This is a genomic window from Pseudomonas sp. ASL4, from assembly GCF_056680395.1.
This window is the reverse complement of sequence record NZ_CM155280.1, coordinates 1,899,432-1,919,786: the sequence shown is the minus strand read 5'-3', so window position 1 is coordinate 1,919,786 and position 20,355 is coordinate 1,899,432. Positions and strand designations below refer to the sequence as shown.

The window sequence follows — 20,355 nt, the reverse complement described above, 5'->3', positions numbered from 1 at the left end:
CTCCTGTGGGAGCGAGCTTGCTCGCGATGGCGGCCGAACTGACACCAAAAAAAGCCCGCCCGATCTGCTGAGAATCGGGCGGGCTTTTTTATACCTGGGGTTCAGTCAGGTTGTTACTGGTACTGCTGAACAGGCTGCCCCGGTTGCTGATACTGCTGACCCGGAATCGCCTTCAGGTTGACTTCAACCCGACGGTTCTGCGCCCGGCCATTGACGTCGCCATTGCTGGCAATCGGGTTATCCGGCCCGGCACCGAGTGCAGACAGGTTGGCGCCGCTCACGCCTTGGGACGTCAGGTAAGTCGCCACGCTCTGGGCCCGACGCTGGGACAGGTCCATGTTGTGCTGACGGCTGCCGGTGCTGTCGGTGAAGCCGACGATCTCGATCTGGTTTTGGTTGAACTCCTTGAGCGAGCCCGCCAGGTTGTTCAGCGGCTGATAGAAGCTTGGAGCGATGTTCGCCGAATCGGTAGCGAACGTGATGTTGCCCGGCATGATCAGTTTGATTTGATCGCCCTGGCGCTGCACTTCAACCCCAGTGTTGGCCATGCTGGCCCGCAGCTTGGCTTCCTGCTTGTCGGCGTAGTAACCGTAACCGGCAGCGGAGGCACCTACCACGGCAGCGCCAATCAGCGCGCCCTTGCCACGGTTGTTGTGATCGATCGCAGCACCGGCCAATGCACCGGCCAGGGCGCCGAGCCCACCGTACTTGGCGGTTTTGCTCACGCCAGACGATCCGTCGGCCTGGCCCTGATTGTCATAAGGATTGGGTGAAGCGCAACCGGCCAACAAGGCCACAGCGGTAGCAACAATAATCAAGCGAGGCGTGGTGAACATGAAGAGCTCCTACTTTTGCATTCTGTGGTGCAACGGACGTTGGCAATAGACCATCGCGGGCGTTGGATCATCGCAGACGAAAAAAATTCAATCGCTGACCGTCATGCCCGAACAAAGGGGTTACCGCGCATTTCATCGCCCAGACACGTGTCCGGACCATGCCCGGTCACCACGGTCGCTTCCTCGTCGAGGGTATACAGCCGCTGCTTGATCGAGCGCACGATGGTCGCCTGATCGCCGCCCCACAAGTCCGTGCGCCCTACCCCGCGACGGAACAACGTGTCACCGGCAATCAGCAGCTTAGCCTCTGAAAACCAAAAGCTCATGGAACCTGGCGTATGCCCCGGCGTGTGAATCGCCACGCCACAACCACAAGCCAGCTCTTCATCATCGGCCAACCAGAGATCCGGCGGTGGCACCGGAGTGTAAGGCACGCCGAACATCTGGCATTGCATTTCCAGGTTGTCCCACAGGAACTGATCCTCTTTGTGCAGGTGCAACGTCGCGCCGGTCTTTTCCTTCAACTGACCGGAGGCCAGGAAGTGATCGAGGTGCGCGTGGGTGTGGATGATGCTGACGACTTTCAGGCCAAGGGCATCGAGGCGAGCGAGGATCAATTCGTGGTTTCCACCCGGGTCGACGACGATGGCCTTTTTGGTAATCGGGTCACCGATGATTGTGCAATTGCATTGCAAAGGGCCGACGGGGAAGGTTTCGCGGATGAGCACGGAACTGGGAACGGTCATGGAAATCGATGGCCTGTATTGGACGGAAGGCAGTGAAGATGGTTTCAGGATTCTACGCCACTCGCCGATACAGATCGCCAGGCCAGTTATTTGACGCCATCAATCAAAAAAGTAGTGGCCAGATGATGTCAAACATATCGTTTCTGGTGCAAAATCGGACTTTTGTAGCGGTCGCATCCAGGAAGGGCCGCAGCGCACTCAGGAATTTCGCATGCCTACGCCCACTACCTATTCTTTTAGCTTTCCTTCTTCACTGACTGGCAACAAGTCCGTCGACAGCCTCATTTCGGGTACCTACTGGTTAGGTTCCAACTGGAGTCCGTTCGGCACTACCCAGCTCAGCTACAGCTTTATTTCGGAAACCACCTCGTACTTTGCCACCCAATATAGCCCCGACAATGAGTACACCGCTGCGTATGCCCTGTCCTCCGCACAGCAAAACGCAGTCATCGGCGCTCTGAGCGCCTGGAGTGCCGTTGCAAATATCAACTTCACACTGACAACCGATACCCTTACAAACGTCGGCGACTTGCGGTTCGGCGGTTACTTGTCGATGGATCCGAAGACCGCTGCCTGGGCTTACTTCCCCGACGATACCCCAAGGGGCGGGGATGTATGGATTGGCCCGTCGACGAACAGTACCAATCCGGTCCAAGGCACCTACGACTACCTGACCTTTGTACATGAAATCGGTCATGCGCTGGGTTTGAAGCATCCGTTCTCCCCAAGTGCGACCAATACGTTGCTGCTTGACCCCGCGCTGGACAGCGTCTTTTACACCGTCATGAGTTACAACGACTCGTACTCTTATCAACCTACTACGCCGATGCTGCTGGACATACTGGCGATCCAGAGCCTGTACGGTGCCAACACCCTTTGGCATAACGGGGACAATGTCTACAAGTGGGCGCCGGACCAATCAGTTTTCGAGACGATATGGGACGCCGGAGGTACCGATACTATCGATGGTAGCAACCAGCTTCAGTCGGTGCGTCTTAACCTGAACGAAGGTGCTTACAGCACCATCGGTAAAGCGTTTCTCGATCTCACGAACAATACTGCTGTCACTGATGCATTGACGATTGCCTTCGGTGCCAAGATCGAAAACGCCATTGGTTCGGCGTTCAATGACATCTTGATTGGTAATGCCCTGGATAACATTCTCGATGGACGTGCAGGTGCTGACGCCATGACGGGCGGCGATGGTAACGACATTTATGGCGTCGATAACGTCGGCGACACCATCAACGAACTTGCCAACGCTGGCTCAGGAATAGATACCGTTGTTTCGTCGATCAGCTACAGCTTGGGCGCCAACCTCGAGAACCTGACGCTGACAGGTAGTTTCAACCTCAATGGCACCGGCAATGCCCTGAACAACACGCTCATCGGTAACGCTGGCAATAACACGCTGGATGGTGGTCTGGGCGCCGATATCATGATCGGAGGCACAGGCAACGACACCTACATCGTCGATAACATCGGCGACGTTGTCACAGAAACCAGTACCGCAGCCAGCGAGATCGACAACGTCCTCTCCACCGTCAGTTTCGCTCTCGGCGCCAACATTGAAAACCTCACCCTGACGGGTAGCGGCAACATCAATGCCGTCGGTAATGCGTTGAACAATATACTGACGGGTAACTCTGGCAACAACACGCTGGTCGGCGGAGCAGGTCTGGACACCATGATTGGTGGCGCAGGCAACGACATCTACAATCTTGACCAGGCTGGCGAGTTGGCGTTGTTGCAGGAAAATGCCAACGAAGGTTCGGACGTACTGAACATCACCTACGCGGCTACGGCGCAGACTAATGTCATCAATCTGAATCAGAGCAGTCTGGTAAACGTCGAAAACGTCTTGTTGACCGGCGCCGGGGCATTCACCGTGATCGGCAATGATCTGGACAACATCATAGTTGGCAATGCAGCCAACAATATCCTTCAGGGTGGGGCCGGCAGCGATCAGCTCGACGGTGGTGCAGGTGCAGATACATTAAGCGGTGGCACAGGCGATGACATTTACACCGTCGATAATGCAGGTGACGCCGTCATCGAACTGACAGGCGAAGGCCATGATTTGATCAAGGCTTCAGTCAACTACGCGTTGTCGGCCAACGTCGAAGACGGGCTGCTCCTTGGTTCAGCCGCCTTAAACATGACCGGTAATGACCTCGACAATACCCTGACAGGCAACTCAGCCGCCAACATCCTCAATGGCGGCATCGGCGCTGACATCATGGACGGCGGAGTAGGTAACGACACCTATTACGTCGACAACATCGGCGATGTCGTTAACGAAACCAGTACCCTGGCCAGCGAGATCGACACCGTGATGGCGTCGATCGACTACACCTTGGGTAGCAACCTCGAAAACCTGACCCTGCTGGGTTCTGCCAACCTCAATGGCACCGGTAACGCTCTGAACAACACCCTCACAGGTAACGTCGGTAACAACACCCTCAATGGCGGCGCTGGCGCCGACACTCTGATCGGCGGCATGGGCAACGACACTTACATTGTCGACAACATCGGCGATGTCGTTGTCGAAACCAGTACCCTGGCCAGCGAGATCGACACCGTGATGGCATCGGTCTCCTATACCCTCGGTGCCAACGTCGAAAACCTCACACTGACCGGTTCCGCCAACATCAACGCCTACGGCAACGCCGGCAACAACGTGCTGATCGGCAATGCCGGCAACAACGTCATGTTCGGTGGTGCAGGCCTCGATACCCTGATCGGTGGCGCGGGTAACGACATCTACAACCTCGATCAAGCCGGTGAGCTAGCACTGCTGCAAGAAAACGCCAACGAAGGTTCGGACGTACTGAACATCACCTACGCCGCCACGGCGCAGACCAGCGTAGTCGACCTTAGCCAGAGCAATCTGGTAAACGTCGAAAACGTCTTGCTGAGCGGCGCCGGGGCATTCACCGTGATCGGCAACGACCTGGACAACATCATGGTCGGCAACGCGAACGACAACGTCCTGAATGGTGGCCTCGGTGCCGACACCATGACCGGCGGCACGGGTAACGACACCTATTACGTCGACAACATCGGCGATGTCGTTAACGAAACCAGTACCCTGGCCAGCGAGATCGACACCGTGATGGCGTCGATCGACTACACCTTGGGTAGCAACCTCGAAAACCTGACCCTGCTGGGTTCTGCCAACCTCAATGGCACCGGTAACGCTCTGAACAACACCCTCACAGGTAACGTCGGTAACAACACCCTCAATGGCGGCGCTGGCGCCGACACTCTGATCGGCGGCATGGGCAACGACACTTACATTGTCGACAACATCGGCGATGTCGTTGTCGAAACCAGTACCCTGGCCAGCGAGATCGACACCGTGATGGCATCGGTCTCCTATACCCTCGGTGCCAACGTCGAAAACCTCACACTGACCGGTTCCGCCAACATCAACGCCTACGGCAACGCCGGCAACAACGTGCTGATCGGCAATGCCGGCAACAACGTCATGTTCGGTGGTGCAGGCCTCGATACCCTGATCGGTGGCGCGGGTAACGACATCTACAACCTCGATCAAGCCGGTGAGCTAGCACTGCTGCAAGAAAACGCCAACGAAGGTTCGGACGTACTGAACATCACCTACGCCGCCACGGCGCAGACCAGCGTAGTCGACCTTAGCCAGAGCAATCTGGTAAACGTCGAAAACGTCTTGCTGAGCGGCGCCGGGGCATTCACCGTGATCGGCAACGACCTGGACAACATCATGGTCGGCAACGCGAACGACAACGTCCTGAATGGTGGCCTCGGTGCCGACACCATGACCGGCGGCATGGGCAACGACACTTACATTGTCGACAACATCGGCGATGTCGTTGTCGAAACCAGTACCCTGGCCAGCGAGATCGACACCGTGATGGCATCGGTCTCCTATACCCTCGGTGCCAACGTCGAAAACCTCACACTGACCGGTTCCGCCAACATCAACGCCTACGGCAACGCCGGCAACAACGTGCTGATCGGCAATGCCGGCAACAACGTCATGTTCGGTGGTGCAGGCCTCGATACCCTGATCGGTGGCGCGGGTAACGACATCTACAACCTCGATCAAGCCGGTGAGCTAGCACTGCTGCAAGAAAACGCCAACGAAGGTTCGGACGTACTGAACATCACCTACGCCGCCACGGCGCAGACCAGCGTAGTCGACCTTAGCCAGAGCAATCTGGTAAACGTCGAAAACGTCTTGCTGAGCGGCGCCGGGGCATTCACCGTGATCGGCAACGACCTGGACAACATCATGGTCGGCAACGCGAACGACAACGTCCTGAATGGTGGCCTCGGTGCCGACACCATGACCGGCGGCACGGGTAACGACACCTATTACGTCGACAACATCGGCGATGTCGTTAACGAAACCAGTACCCTGGCCAGCGAGATCGACACCGTGATGGCGTCGATCGACTACACCTTGGGTAGCAACCTCGAAAACCTGACCCTGCTGGGTTCTGCCAACCTCAATGGCACCGGTAACGCTCTGAACAACACCCTCACAGGTAACGTCGGTAACAACACCCTCAATGGCGGCGCTGGCGCCGACACTCTGATCGGCGGCATGGGCAACGACACTTACATTGTCGACAACATCGGCGATGTCGTTGTCGAAACCAGTACCCTGGCCAGCGAGATCGACACCGTGATGGCATCGGTCTCCTATACCCTCGGTGCCAACGTCGAAAACCTCACACTGACCGGTTCCGCCAACATCAACGCCTACGGCAACGCCGGCAACAACGTGCTGATCGGCAATGCCGGCAACAACGTCATGTTCGGTGGTGCAGGCCTCGATACCCTGATCGGTGGCGCGGGTAACGACATCTACAACCTCGATCAAGCCGGTGAGCTAGCACTGCTGCAAGAAAACGCCAACGAAGGTTCGGACGTACTGAACATCACCTACGCCGCCACGGCGCAGACCAGCGTAGTCGACCTTAGCCAGAGCAATCTGGTAAACGTCGAAAACGTCTTGCTGAGCGGCGCCGGGGCATTCACCGTGATCGGCAACGACCTGGACAACATCATGGTCGGCAACGCGAACGACAACGTCCTGAATGGTGGCCTCGGTGCCGACACCATGACCGGCGGCATGGGCAACGACACTTACATTGTCGACAACATCGGCGATGTCGTTGTCGAAACCAGTACCCTGGCCAGCGAGATCGACACCGTGATGGCATCGGTCTCCTATACCCTCGGTGCCAACGTCGAAAACCTCACACTGACCGGTTCCGCCAACATCAACGCCTACGGCAACGCCGGCAACAACGTGCTGATCGGCAATGCCGGCAACAACGTCATGTTCGGTGGTGCAGGCCTCGATACCCTGATCGGTGGCGCGGGTAACGACATCTACAACCTCGATCAAGCCGGTGAGCTAGCACTGCTGCAAGAAAACGCCAACGAAGGTTCGGACGTACTGAACATCACCTACGCCGCCACGGCGCAGACCAGCGTAGTCGACCTTAGCCAGAGCAATCTGGTAAACGTCGAAAACGTCTTGCTGAGCGGCGCCGGGGCATTCACCGTGATCGGCAACGACCTGGACAACATCATGGTCGGCAACGCGAACGACAACGTCCTGAATGGTGGCCTCGGTGCCGACACCATGACCGGCGGCACGGGTAACGACACCTATTACGTCGACAACATCGGCGATGTCGTTAACGAAACCAGTACCCTGGCCAGCGAGATCGACACCGTGATGGCGTCGATCGACTACACCTTGGGTAGCAACCTCGAAAACCTGACCCTGCTGGGTTCTGCCAACCTCAATGGCACCGGTAACGCTCTGAACAACACCCTCACAGGTAACGTCGGTAACAACACCCTCAATGGCGGCGCTGGCGCCGACACTCTGATCGGCGGCATGGGCAACGACACTTACATTGTCGACAACATCGGCGATGTCGTTGTCGAAACCAGTACCCTGGCCAGCGAGATCGACACCGTGATGGCATCGGTCTCCTATACCCTCGGTGCCAACGTCGAAAACCTCACACTGACCGGTTCCGCCAACATCAACGCCTACGGCAACGCCGGCAACAACGTGCTGATCGGCAATGCCGGCAACAACGTCATGTTCGGTGGTGCAGGCCTCGATACCCTGATCGGTGGCGCGGGTAACGACATCTACAACCTCGATCAAGCCGGTGAGCTAGCACTGCTGCAAGAAAACGCCAACGAAGGTTCGGACGTACTGAACATCACCTACGCCGCCACGGCGCAGACCAGCGTAGTCGACCTTAGCCAGAGCAATCTGGTAAACGTCGAAAACGTCTTGCTGAGCGGCGCCGGGGCATTCACCGTGATCGGCAACGACCTGGACAACATCATGGTCGGCAACGCGAACGACAACGTCCTGAATGGTGGCCTCGGTGCCGACACCATGACCGGCGGCATGGGCAACGACACTTACATTGTCGACAACATCGGCGATGTCGTTGTCGAAACCAGTACCCTGGCCAGCGAGATCGACACCGTGATGGCATCGGTCTCCTATACCCTCGGTGCCAACGTCGAAAACCTCACACTGACCGGTTCCGCCAACATCAACGCCTACGGCAACGCCGGCAACAACGTGCTGATCGGCAATGCCGGCAACAACGTCATGTTCGGTGGTGCAGGCCTCGATACCCTGATCGGTGGCGCGGGTAACGACATCTACAACCTCGATCAAGCCGGTGAGCTAGCACTGCTGCAAGAAAACGCCAACGAAGGTTCGGACGTACTGAACATCACCTACGCCGCCACGGCGCAGACCAGCGTAGTCGACCTTAGCCAGAGCAATCTGGTAAACGTCGAAAACGTCTTGCTGAGCGGCGCCGGGGCATTCACCGTGATCGGCAACGACCTGGACAACATCATGGTCGGCAACGCGAACGACAACGTCCTGAATGGTGGCCTCGGTGCCGACACCATGACCGGCGGCACGGGTAACGACACCTATTACGTCGACAACATCGGCGATGTCGTTAACGAAACCAGTACCCTGGCCAGCGAGATCGACACCGTGATGGCGTCGATCGACTACACCTTGGGTAGCAACCTCGAAAACCTGACCCTGCTGGGTTCTGCCAACCTCAATGGCACCGGTAACGCTCTGAACAACACCCTCACAGGTAACGTCGGTAACAACACCCTCAATGGCGGCGCTGGCGCCGACACTCTGATCGGCGGCATGGGCAACGACACTTACATTGTCGACAACATCGGCGATGTCGTTGTCGAAACCAGTACCCTGGCCAGCGAGATCGACACCGTGATGGCATCGGTCTCCTATACCCTCGGTGCCAACGTCGAAAACCTCACACTGACCGGTTCCGCCAACATCAACGCCTACGGCAACGCCGGCAACAACGTGCTGATCGGCAATGCCGGCAACAACGTCATGTTCGGTGGTGCAGGCCTCGATACCCTGATCGGTGGCGCGGGTAACGACATCTACAACCTCGATCAAGCCGGTGAGCTAGCACTGCTGCAAGAAAACGCCAACGAAGGTTCGGACGTACTGAACATCACCTACGCCGCCACGGCGCAGACCAGCGTAGTCGACCTTAGCCAGAGCAATCTGGTAAACGTCGAAAACGTCTTGCTGAGCGGCGCCGGGGCATTCACCGTGATCGGCAACGACCTGGACAACATCATGGTCGGTAATGCCAACAACAACACTCTAAAGGGTGGGCTAGGTACAGACACTCTCACTGGTGGCGCAGGAGCTGATACTTTTGTTTTTGCCGCAGTCAATGAGATGGGAATGGGCGCCAATCGCGACGTCATTACCGATTTCAACAGCCTGCAGGGCGATAAAATCGACCTTACGAAATTCGATGCCAACCTGCTGAGCGCTGGCGTAAACGGCTTCAGTTTCATCGGCGCCAATGACTTTACCGGCGCCGGGCAACTGCGCTTCGTCGACCATGTGCTGTCGGGCAACGTCAGCGGCAACGCCGGCGCAGACTTCGAAATCCAGCTCGTGGGTGTCAATACCTTCACCGCCCAAGACCTGGTGGCCTGACGGCTCCATTGCTACAACTCCCGGCCTGTAAAGCAGGCCGGAACAAACAAAAACGCCCCGACTGGTTCGGGGCGTTTTTTATTTGTAATCGCGCAACGTGTCAGTTAGCCCAACACGCCCAATTCCTTGGCCCGCGCCACCGCCTGGGTTCTGCGCTCAACCCCAAGCTTGCTGTTGATATGACTGGCGTGGGTCTTCACCGTATGCAGCGAGATAAACAGCTGATCGCTGATTTCCTGGTTTGAGCAACCTTGGGCGATCAGTCTTAAAACCGCCAGTTCTCGCACGCTGAGCTGCTCTGTCGCGTGGGATGACTCCAGAATCGGGAGGGCAGACGAAACCGGAAGCTTTTCTTCAAGACTCTGTGAAACAGCCGTTGCCGCACAGGATAGAAGTTGCCCGCGCAGCCAGTCCGGATGTTCGGCCAACAACCCATCAAACGGTTGCAGCACACCACCGGCCGCCGCCTCCAGTGCCTGAGCCAATGCCTTGCGTGCTTCAGGCTCACGCCCACTCGCCAGCAACAACATAATTTTCTGCGTCAGCGCCATCACACAGAGCATCTGCCGCCCCGTCTGCTGCCCATGCTCAAGCAACGCATTCAAACGCCCCTCGGCCAGCATCGGCTGCCCCTGAATCACCTCAAGCAAGGCTTGTTGCAACTCGATGTGCAGCGGCAGTTGTGGATGGAATTCCGGCGGCGCGGCGGCGCGTTCACCGTTGTAGGTCTGGCCCAATCGCGCGAGCCAGGCTTCGGCCAGATCGGTGCGGCCCTGAGCCAGCCAGAGCTCGCATTTGACCAGGGTGATCATCGCCAGGTAATAGATCGGCGGGACATCCCAGATGTGCATCAACCGTTCGGCTTCGGCCAGTTCGGCAAAGGCTTTGGCGAACTCGCCGCTGCTGCCCTCGAGCCTGGCGATCACACAGTGGCCGATCAATACACTGATGTCGCGACAGGCCCGCGCTTCGCTCAAACCGGCCTGCAAACGTAACCGAGCGGCGTCCGGCTGCAAGCGCAGCGCCAGCAGAAAACCCTCGTACAAGATCAAACGGGCGCGCACCGCATACAACCGTTGCGGCGACAACCCGTGCAGGCGTTGCAGCCCCTGACGGACCTCATCGAGCGAGCGCAGGATCTCCCCGCGCGCCTGCAACACGCGGGCGCGGTCGTAATGGGCCAAGGCCTCGAACAACGGATTGCCGACGCGCTGCGCCAACTCCAGGGACTCGCGATTCAGGCCCCGGGCGCGCCACAAGTCGCCATCGGCAATCGCCAGGTTGGACAAGGTAGAGAGGCACATCAGTCGCTGGCCGTAACGTTTGGCGGGCAGGCTTTCCAGCGCTTCGCTGCAATAGAGCAGCGTCAGTTCACGATTGCCGCGTCCACGGGCGATGATGCCGCTCAGGGCCAGCCATTGCGCCAGCATGGACTTCTGCGCCGTGGCCGAAGGCGCTGGCAGGAAACGGCTCAAGTGATTGGCCAGTTCCTCGGCAGCGTCCAACTGGCAGGCCAGCCCCAGCGCCCAGCTATAAAGCACGATCAGCCGTGGCGTGCTAATCAGCAGGCTGTCGGGCAAGTCCATTTTCCAGCGCAGCAGCATGCCGACGTTTTGCTCCGCCAGCAGCTGTTCTTCCGAAAGGTTTTGCACCAGGTTCGCCGCGACATCCAGGTGCCCGGCGCGCAAGGCCTGCTCTACCGCCTCATCGAGCAATCCCTGGGCGTTGAACCAGCGGCAGGCACGCAAATGCAGGCTGGCGGCCGGCACCAGGGCCTGAGTCGTGGGCCGCGTGCGCAGCAAGTCGGAAAACAAGTGGTGATAACGGTACCAGTGACCGTGCTCGTCCAACGGCACCAGAAAAATCTGATGGGCCAACAGGAAACGCAGGATCTCGGCGCTGTCATGTGCCTCGCGCACGGCGTCGCACAACTCGCTGCAAAAGCGCTCCTGAGGCGCGGTGTCATAGAGGAATGCCTGCACTTCGGCGGGCAAACAATCGATGACTTCTTCCAGCAAGTAATCGCGGATCAGCCCTTCCCCGCCGTGCAGCGACTGCGGCAACGCGCCATCGCTGCCGACTTCGGACGCCGCCAGCAGCCAGAAGCGCAGGCCGGCCACCCAGCCTTCGCTGCGCAGGATCAGGTTTTCCAGCGCCTCCCCGCGCAATGAACTGCTATGGCGATCCAGCAGGGTCAGGGCTTCGTCACGGGTCAGTCGCAGGTCTTGCTCATGCAGTTCGAGCAGTTGCCGCGACAGCCGCAGTCGCGCCAGGTGCCAGTCAGGACGTTGCCGACTGGTGACCATGACCAGCAGGCCATCGGGGAGGTGATTGAGGAAAAATTGCAGGCAGCGATCGAGCACCGGTCCCTGGGCCAAATGGTAGTCATCCAGCACCAGCAGCAATGGCGTACTCGGCGACAGGTGCACGGCCAGCTCATCCAGCAAACCGTCCAGCCATTCTTCGAAGGCGAAGGGTTGATGGCGCTGACGCATTTTCAGCAGCCCGAGCGCCTTGCTGCCCAGTTGCGGAAAAAAGTCCTGAAGGCCTTCGAGCAGACGCTCGAGGAAACGCCCCGGATCGTTGTCCCGCGGGCTCAATCCCAGCCAAAGACTTTGCCAATGAGCCGGCAGGCTCTGACAGAACTCCACTGCCAACGAACTCTTGCCGAACCCCGCCGGGGCGCTGACCAGCAGCAACCGGCCACCCAGCCCCGCACCCAGGCGTTCGCACAGGCGAGGTCGCAGCACATGGCCGTCAGGCAACGGGGGCCGGAAGAAACGCCCGTCCAATGCCGCGACGGCGACGGTTGCAGGACCCGGAAGTGGGGACAGATCAGTCATGGCCGGCTCTTGTTTGAATTGCTGTTGGCGGCGTTGCAGATGTCCGCAGACTAGCGGTAAACGGAGCGGTATTGAAGGTTGTTGCTACAAATGGCTACAAAAAGAATACAACCAAAGGTGTCAGGCTTTTGATACATCCGTATCAGTGAAAAGATCGCAGCCTTCGGCAGCTCCATGGGATCGGCGTATACCCGTAGGAGCTGCCGAAGGCTCGGGCCGCGTTCGGACGATCTTTTGATGTTTTTCCCCAAAAAAACGCCCCGAACCAGTCGGGGCGTTTTTCGAGGATGCGGCCTCTGATTACTGCTTAGCGAATACCATCCTGACCCAGGTTGCCCGGCTGGAATTCACTTTTGCTGGCAGAGAAGCCGAAGTCATACGCCTGTTTCTCTTCGTTCTTCATGCCCAGTGCCAGGTAGCGGCCCGATTGCAGGTCGTACAGGACTTCCAGCGCATACCACGGCACTTGCTTGTCGTAGTAATCCTCGGCATGGGCTTCGGCCACGCGCCACAGCTGACCACGACCGTCGTAATGGTCGATGACCGCTGCCTGCCAGGTGTCTTCGTCGATGAAGAAGTCACGTTTGGCATAGATATGACGCTGACCTGGCTTCAAGGTCGCCACCACATGCCAGACCCGGCGCAGCTCGTAACGCGTCAGGTCCTGGTTGATATGGCCGGCCTTGATGATGTCGGTGTACTTGAGAGTCGGCGAATCGATCTTGTAGCTGTCGGAGGCAATGTACATCTCCTTCTTGCCCTCGAGCGCCCAGTCATAACGATCCGGAGCCCCGTTGTACATGTCCAGGTTGTCGGAGGTGCGCAGGCCATCCGCGGCAGTGCCCGGGCCGTCATAGGACACTTGCGGTGCCTGACGCACACGGCGCTGGCCAGTGGCGTAAACCCAGGCCTTGCGAGGTTCCTTCACTTGGTCAAGGGTCTCATGCACCAGCAGCACGGTACCTGCCAGACGGGCCGGCGCGGTCACTTTCTGCTTGAAGTAGAACAGGACGTTGCCCGGATTTTTCGGGTCGTAGTCCTTCATCTTGTCGCGGAACACGAACTGATCCTGGAAATACACCAGGCTGAACGAGCCATTGGTCTGTGGCGTCGCCTGGGTCACGAGGCGGGTCACGCTGCCACCGCGATAGCGGGTGATGTGGTTCCAGATGACTTCCAGACCGGTTTTCGGGATCGGGAACGGTACGGCGGTTTCGAAGTTTTCCAGACCGTTGCCACCGGCGACCAGGTTGGTGGTCGTGGCGTTCTTTTTGATGGCGGCAAACACGTCATCCGGCACGGTGGCGCCGCGATGGGACGGATAGACCGGCATTTTGAACGTGTCCGGGTAGCGCTTGAACATCGCGTACTGGCCCGGTGCAAGCTTGTCCTTATATTGGTCAACGTTTTGTGCGGTGATGGTGAACAGCGGTTTTTCGCTGGCGTAAGGGTCGGACAGGAAGCCTTTGCTGTCGACCGTGCCGGCATTTTTCGGCAGCGGTTTCCAGGCCGGGATCGAACCGTCGGCGTTACCCGCCATCTCGGCCCCCATCGGCGTCAGGCTTTTGCCCAGCTTGTCGGCTTCGGCAGCAGGAACCGCCGCCATGACCGCGCTGGCCAGCAGCGAAAGCCCCAGAACACCGGCGTGGAACAGACTCTTTGTTATTTTCATATGTGTGTTCGTCCTGAAAAAACTGTGCTTAGAAGTTCACGCCGACGCTGAGGGCAACGAAGTCGCGATCATCCACCGTGCTGTAGTCGCCACCAAAGAAGTTGGTGTAGTTCAGACTCGCTGTGTAGGTGTTCTGGTATTCGGCATCGAGCCCAAGGCTGATTGCCTTGCGACCTTCTTCGAAGTTGCCGCCTGGGCCTGGTGAGTAACCCTTGACGTCATGGGACCAGGCCACGTTCGGCTTCAGGTTCACGCCGGCAAACACGTCGCTGTAATCCCAGATGGCGCGACCGCGATAGCCCCACGAAGTAGCCGTGGTAAAACCATCGTTGTTGCAATTGCTGCTTTGGTTGCTGGTCGATGCACCCGCACCGGCACCTGCGATGGTGGAGGCGTTGAGGATCTGCGAGCAAGTGTTGAGGCCACCGGTAGACGGCAGTTCACCCGGACCGAAGACCGGATCGCGGCCATAACGGGCATCGGACTTGCTTTCCAGACCGCCGACGTGGGTCACGCCGACTTCACCGACCAGGGTCAGACGGTTGGCGCCCATGACCTGATCGAAGAAATGCGTGAACGTCGTCTGGAACTGGGTGATTTCCTTGCGGTTATAGCCGTGCAGATCCTGACCGGGGACGCCGCTGAGAATCGACGCATTGGTCAGCGCACCGCCCAACGGACGCACACCGGCGAACAGAATGTCGGTGGAGTTCAACTGCACCGGCGCATTCGGCCGGTAGCTGATCTCACCGCTCCACGCCGTACCGGTAGGCAGGGTGGTGGAGAAGCTCAAACCATACAGACGAATGTCTTCTGGGTACTCGATGAAGTATTCCGAGTTACCCGCAACCACCAAAGGCCCCAGTGCCTGGAACGGGCCTGGCAGTGCCTTGACGCCGTTATAGACCGACTGTGGCGCACCCGTGGCGCTGAAGATCGGCGCACGGCTGTGGTAGTTCATGAAGTAGGCACCGAATTCGGTGGCCAGCGGATCGAACATGTACTTGGCGGCAACACCAAACTGCCCACTGTCCCGCGCGTTGCGGTTAGGGGCGCGGCGCACCAGAACGCCTTCGTCGTTGACGTCGACATTGGCAGCGGCCAATGGACCGAGCGCCACGCCTGGAATCGTCGAACTCTTGTTCAGTACCCGCAGGTTGTCATCGCAACCGGTGGTCACGATGTCGGGCTGAGAGAAAAACGTGCCGCAGTTATCGGTGACGGTCTTTTGCCAGTCAAGCTGATAGAAGCCCTCGGCCGACAGGTTTTCGGTAAGGCTCTGGGACACGTAGAACATGTTGACCGGGATCAGGCCTTCCTTGATCTCGGCACCTGGACGACGGAACGCGGACACGTCGATCGGGTTGATCGAGTTGATACCGCCGCCAATGAAAGTACTTTCACCCCAGTTCACAACCTGCTTGCCCAGACGCACCGAACCCGGCTCATCGGCAATGGAGTAGTTGTGGTAAATGAAGGCGTCGAGGATCTGGCCGCCCGATGACTTGGCCGCTTCATCCCGGTGATCGTTGCTGACGTTCTTGAATTCCAGGTCCTGGTTTTGCAGCGCGAAGTCGTACCAGTATTTGCCCCGCACGAACACGCCGGTATCGCCGTATTTCAATTCAAGGTCATGGATGCCTTTGAAGATCTTCGAGAAGGCTTGCCCGCTCTTGAAGTTCGCGTGACCGTCATCGGAGGTTTGGGACAAGCCCTTGCCACCGTTGTTGACACCAATAAGGTCCTTGTTCGGCTGCTGGGTCGAAACACTCATGCCCAGGGAGAGCGACGAGTCGAACTGACCTTCGATTTCACCGATATTGAAACTGACGCCGAATGCGGGCCCGGCGAGCGTAGAAGCAAGACTGACCGCCAGCGGCAATTTCGCCCGGCGCCAGAACTGGTTTACTGATGTCATCGACGCTACTCCATGTGCATTATTGTTATGGCAGTGAGTACTTTTAAAAACGTTGTGGGTGACCGGGAGCCAAGAGATCCCGACGTCAATCCAAATGTGCATCGCCCCGTTTGTGCGTTTGCTCCGTTCTTAAAAATCCTTGAGCGGACTATAGCCAGCAGGTAGTACGGCTTGATCCCTCTAAAGTGTGATTTGCAGCTGCCGGCCACTCTGGAACAGTCCTTTCGCCAGTCCGACACATGTCGGCACGGCAAGGATGGCTGAAAATTTGGATTTAACAAGCCAAGCGCTTGCTTGGTGGGGCTGGCGTGCCTTTTCGGGCACGCCAGTGGAGCTCAGATAACGCTTAAAGCGTCGAGAGGAAGGTGCTGTTGTTGGCCTGCCATTCGGTGATGTCGAGGCGGATACGCTTCTTGTCGAGCTTGCCGACACTGGTCTTGGGAATTTCAGTAACAAGGGCAATCTGGCTCGGGATCGCCCACTTGCTCAGGTGCCCCAACTCAACGAACGGCTTGAGGTGTTCCTTGAGTTCCCTGGCCCCGATCACATGGCCCTCGCGGATCACCAGCAAGGCAAACGGGCGCTCGCCCCACTGCGGATCGGCAATGCCCACCACTGCTACTTCACGTACCGCTGCGTGACGGCTGATCAGATCTTCGAGGTCCAGGGACGAGATCCACTCGCCGCCGGTCTTGATCACGTCCTTGATCCGGTCACGGATGTCGATCACGCCCATGCTGTCCAGCGTCGCCACGTCGCCGGTGTGCAACCAGCCGCCGGCCCAGAGCTCGGCGCCCTTCTGGGGCTCGTTGAAATAACCTTCGGTGAGCCACGGCGCACGCAGCACCAGTTCGCCCTGGGTCTCGCCATCGGCGGGCAGGAAGTTGCCATCGCTGTCGATGATCGCCGCGTCCACCAAGGGCCCCGGCACGCCGGCCTTGATTCGATAGGTGGTGCGCTCGTCTTCGGTGCCGGCCATCAACTCGTCGTTGAGGTGAGCGCACGAGACCAACGGCCCGGTTTCCGACATGCCGTAAGCGGCGGTCAATTGAATACCCTTGGCCTTGGCAGACTCGTACAACGTGCGGTTCAGCGCACTGCCGCCAATGACGATTTTCCAGCCGCCGAAATCGACGTTCTGCGCAGCCTTGGCGTTGAGGACCATTTGCAGGATGGTCGGCACGCAGTGGGAAAAGCTGACCTTCTCTTTGCGCCACAGCTCCACCAGGTATTCCGGGTCGTAGCGGCCGGGATAAACCTGCTTGAGCCCGAGCATCGTCGCCACATACGGCAAGCCCCAGGCGTGCACATGGAACATCGGCGTAATCGGCATATAGACGTCGTTGGTACCCAACAGCCGCACGCTGTCGATGGAACCCATGATCGTCGACACGCCCATGGTGTGCAGCACCAGTTGCCGATGGGTGAAGTACACGCCTTTCGGATTGCCGGTAGTGCCGGTGGTGTAGAAGGTGGTCGCGACGGAGTTTTCGTCGAAATCCTGGAAGTCGTACTGCGTGCTCGCGGCGGCCAGCAGTTGCTCGTATTCACCGACAAGGTTCGGCAAATCGGCGGTTTTCTCTGGCAGGTCGGTCAACAGCAGGGTTTTCTCAACCGTGGTCAGGTGCCCGGCGATGGCTTGATACAACCCCACGAACTCGCTGTTGACCAGCACGAAGCGGTCCTCGGCGTGGTTCATGGTGTAGAGGATCTGTTCCGGTGACAGCCGCACGTTGATCGTGTGAATAACCGCGCCAATCATCGGGATGGCGAACATACATTCCAGGTAGCGATGGCTGTCCCAGTCCATCACCGCCACGGTATCCCCGGCCTTGACCCCGGCCGCCGTCAACACGTTGGCCAACCGTGCGACTCGCTCGATCAACGTCGGGTAGCTGTAGCGCAATTGGTCGCGGTACACGATCTCGCGGGTTTTCTCGTAACGAGCGCCGGACATCAGCAGTCGTTTAATCAGCAACGGATACTGGTAAGCGCCTTCGGCTGGCGGAATAACGCGAGTCTGCAACATAAGAATCCCTTTTCTGACTACACGGTGTTGGCTATTAAAGATCATTACTCTAGAGCCGTTATACCGCAGCCAAATCAGTCAAAGGAATGATTTGCACAGCCGTACAAATGCTAGCTTTGCGCCAGCATTTGCAGGATTTCGTCACCGGTTACGCCGTTTGCCCTACAGCAGCCTCAGACGGCGTCCGTGGGAAAACCAGTGCAGCGACGAAGGTCAACGCCGCAAAACCCGCCAATATCAGGTAAAGCCCTACAAATCCCTGGCGTGGTTCGACGAACGAAATTAGCGGAATCGCAGTAGCACTGGCACCGAACGATAAACAGTAACGCAGCGCAAAAACCCGGGATTGCCACTGCGGCGCGACGAAGTTGGCGACCATCGCGTCATTCACCGTGACCTGGCCAAACACCACGAACATGAACGCCGCGCCCAGTGCAATCACGGCCCAGCCATCCACGTAGGCCAATCCGAACAGCAGCGGCGCCTGGCACAACGTCAACACAAGGAACGGCCATTTCAGACTGAAACGATGCAGGACCCGGCCGATGCTCAACTGCGCCACGGCGCCGAAGGCATACGCCAGGCTGACCACAACGCCCAGGATTTGCGGCGAAGCAAACAGATCGTGCAGGCGCTCTTGAAACAGTTTCGGGTAGGTCATGGTCGTGGCGTTGAACACCACGCCGCCGGTCGCCGTGGCCAGGGCCAGCACACCGAACACCATGACCATGGAAATCCGCTGGCCGGCCGCGCCTTTGAGCGGCGTATGGGGACGCTTGGGAATCGGCTCTTCACGCACCTGCAAGGCAAAACCGATGCCCAGAACAATCGCCACCACGCCCGGCAGAATGAACGCCGAACGCCAGCCGAACTGCGCCACCAGCAACCCGGTGATCAGCGCCGAAAACGCCACGCCAAGGTTGCCCCACATACCGTTGATGCCGATTTCCCGGCCACGGTTCTGTGCATAGGCCACCAGCATCGCAGTGCCCACCGGATGATAAATCGCGGCGAAGATCCCGATCAGCGTCAGGCCCAGTACCAACATGGGTGCGCTGGTGCTCAACCCGGTAAAGATTGCCGAGGCGCCAATTCCGAAGAAAAACACCAGCATCATCTTCCGCCGGCTCCAGTGATCACCCAGCCAACCGGCCGGTAGCGAACAGGCGCCGAAGGCAATGAAGCCGCCCAAGGACAGGCCGATCAGCGCGGCGTAATCCAGGGCGAAGGCTTGGGTCATGCCAAGAATGGCGGCGGGAAAGATCAGCATGAACATGTGGTCGATCACATGGGCTGCGTTGATGTAGCGGATGACGTTTCTGGATTGGTTCATCGCGGCACGCTTTACGTTGTAGTGAGCGGCTTATGCTAAGTTGGCGAAAAAGCGTATTCCTGACAACAAAGTCATCGGAACTGACATGTTAATCAGCCACTTCCAGCACGGCCCGGTCAGCGCCTATCCGCGCGATTACATGGATGGTGCGCACCAGGCGTTGCATCAACATCGCGAAGCACAGTTGCTCTATGCCGTTTGCGGGACCATGCGGGTGGTCACGGCGCAGGGTGCCTGGGTGATTCCGCCGACCCGGGCGGTGTGGATTCCACCCATGGTGGCCCATGAGATTTTCATGTCCGGTGAGGTGCGTATGCGCTCGCTGTTCATTGCTCCGGAACTGTCGCCGCCGAGCCTACAACAATGCTGCGTGCTGGCCGTTACGCCGTTGCTGCGCGAGTTGATCCTGCGGGCAGTGCAAGGCCCGCAACACGCGGAAAATCCGTTGATCCAGAAGTTGATGCTGGAAGAAATCGCCGGCCTGGAAAACCTTCCCCTTCATATCCCTATGCCCGAGGACCGGCGCCTGCAAGGCATCTGCCTGGCACTGCTGCGCACACCGGACCACCCCAACACGCTGGAAGACTGGGCACAGCAGGTCGGCGCCAGTTCACGAACCCTGGCGCGGCTGTTCCAGCAACAACTGAAGATGAATTTCAATGCCTGGCGCCAGCAACTGCGCCTGATGGAAGCCCTGCCGCGCCTGCTCGTCGGTGAAAGCGTGCAGAGCGTGCAGAGCGTGGCGCAGGATCTGGGCTACGGCAGCGCCCGGGCGTTCAGCGCGATGTTCCGCCGCTTGCTCGGGGAGAACCCTCGGGAATACCTGAGTGCGTTGAACAAATTGAGCGAACTCAATCCCGTGTAGGAGCTGCCGAAGGCTGCGATCTTTTGATCTTCGGCGTTTCAGTACCGTTAAGATCAAAAGATC

9 protein-coding genes are annotated in these 20,355 nt (G+C 58.5%); 2 read left to right on the top strand and 7 right to left on the bottom strand.

Translation table 11 applies throughout. The annotated features are described in order from the left end of the window. Positions 1 to 113: 113 nt before the first annotated feature. Together AC1MEW_RS08720 and AC1MEW_RS08715 are read right to left on the bottom strand one after the other, a co-directional pair. The gene (locus AC1MEW_RS08720; RefSeq protein ID WP_480426070.1) at positions 114 to 836 is read right to left on the bottom strand and encodes a YiaD family glycine zipper/OmpA-like lipoprotein; all 723 of its coding nucleotides are present in this window, start codon (positions 834 to 836) and stop codon (positions 114 to 116) included. A gap of 101 nt (positions 837 to 937) precedes the next feature. Further along, complete coding sequence (locus AC1MEW_RS08715; RefSeq protein WP_322269617.1) at positions 938 to 1,582, bottom strand: MBL fold metallo-hydrolase; 645 nt, start codon at positions 1,580 to 1,582, stop codon at positions 938 to 940. A 211-nt stretch (positions 1,583 to 1,793) separates the two neighbouring features. Between AC1MEW_RS08715 and AC1MEW_RS08710 the strand changes: the two genes are divergently transcribed. Continuing rightward, positions 1,794 to 9,632 carry a M10 family metallopeptidase C-terminal domain-containing protein gene (locus tag AC1MEW_RS08710; RefSeq protein WP_480426068.1) on the top strand — a complete coding sequence of 2,613 codons (7,839 nt, stop codon included), beginning with the start codon at positions 1,794 to 1,796 and terminating at the stop codon, positions 9,630 to 9,632. 104 nt (positions 9,633 to 9,736) lie between these two features. On the opposite strand, the gene AC1MEW_RS08705 is transcribed toward AC1MEW_RS08710, so the two are convergent. From AC1MEW_RS08705 to AC1MEW_RS08685, 5 genes are all read right to left on the bottom strand, one after another. Beyond that, complete coding sequence (locus AC1MEW_RS08705; RefSeq protein WP_480426066.1) at positions 9,737 to 12,475, bottom strand: winged helix-turn-helix domain-containing protein; 2,739 nt, start codon at positions 12,473 to 12,475, stop codon at positions 9,737 to 9,739. A 307-nt stretch (positions 12,476 to 12,782) separates the two neighbouring features. Continuing rightward, entirely contained in the window at positions 12,783 to 14,147 is a 1,365-nt protein-coding gene (locus AC1MEW_RS08700) for a DUF1329 domain-containing protein (RefSeq protein ID WP_201206597.1), read from the bottom strand. Between the two features lie 28 nt (positions 14,148 to 14,175). Continuing rightward, positions 14,176 to 16,065 carry a DUF1302 domain-containing protein gene (locus AC1MEW_RS08695; RefSeq protein ID WP_201206599.1) on the bottom strand — a complete coding sequence of 630 codons (1,890 nt, stop codon included), beginning with the start codon at positions 16,063 to 16,065 and terminating at the stop codon, positions 14,176 to 14,178. A 346-nt stretch (positions 16,066 to 16,411) separates the two neighbouring features. Then, on the bottom strand, positions 16,412 to 18,094 hold the full coding sequence (locus AC1MEW_RS08690) for a fatty acid--CoA ligase (RefSeq protein ID WP_201206601.1): 1,683 nt from the start codon (positions 18,092 to 18,094) through the stop codon (positions 16,412 to 16,414). 148 nt (positions 18,095 to 18,242) lie between these two features. After that, complete coding sequence (locus AC1MEW_RS08685; protein ID WP_480426063.1) at positions 18,243 to 19,427, bottom strand: MFS transporter; 1,185 nt, start codon at positions 19,425 to 19,427, stop codon at positions 18,243 to 18,245. An 85-nt stretch (positions 19,428 to 19,512) separates the two neighbouring features. Between AC1MEW_RS08685 and AC1MEW_RS08680 the strand changes: the two genes are divergently transcribed. Further along, positions 19,513 to 20,292 carry an AraC family transcriptional regulator gene (locus tag AC1MEW_RS08680; RefSeq protein ID WP_480426060.1) on the top strand — a complete coding sequence of 260 codons (780 nt, stop codon included), beginning with the start codon at positions 19,513 to 19,515 and terminating at the stop codon, positions 20,290 to 20,292. The last annotated feature ends 63 nt before the right edge of the window (positions 20,293 to 20,355 follow it).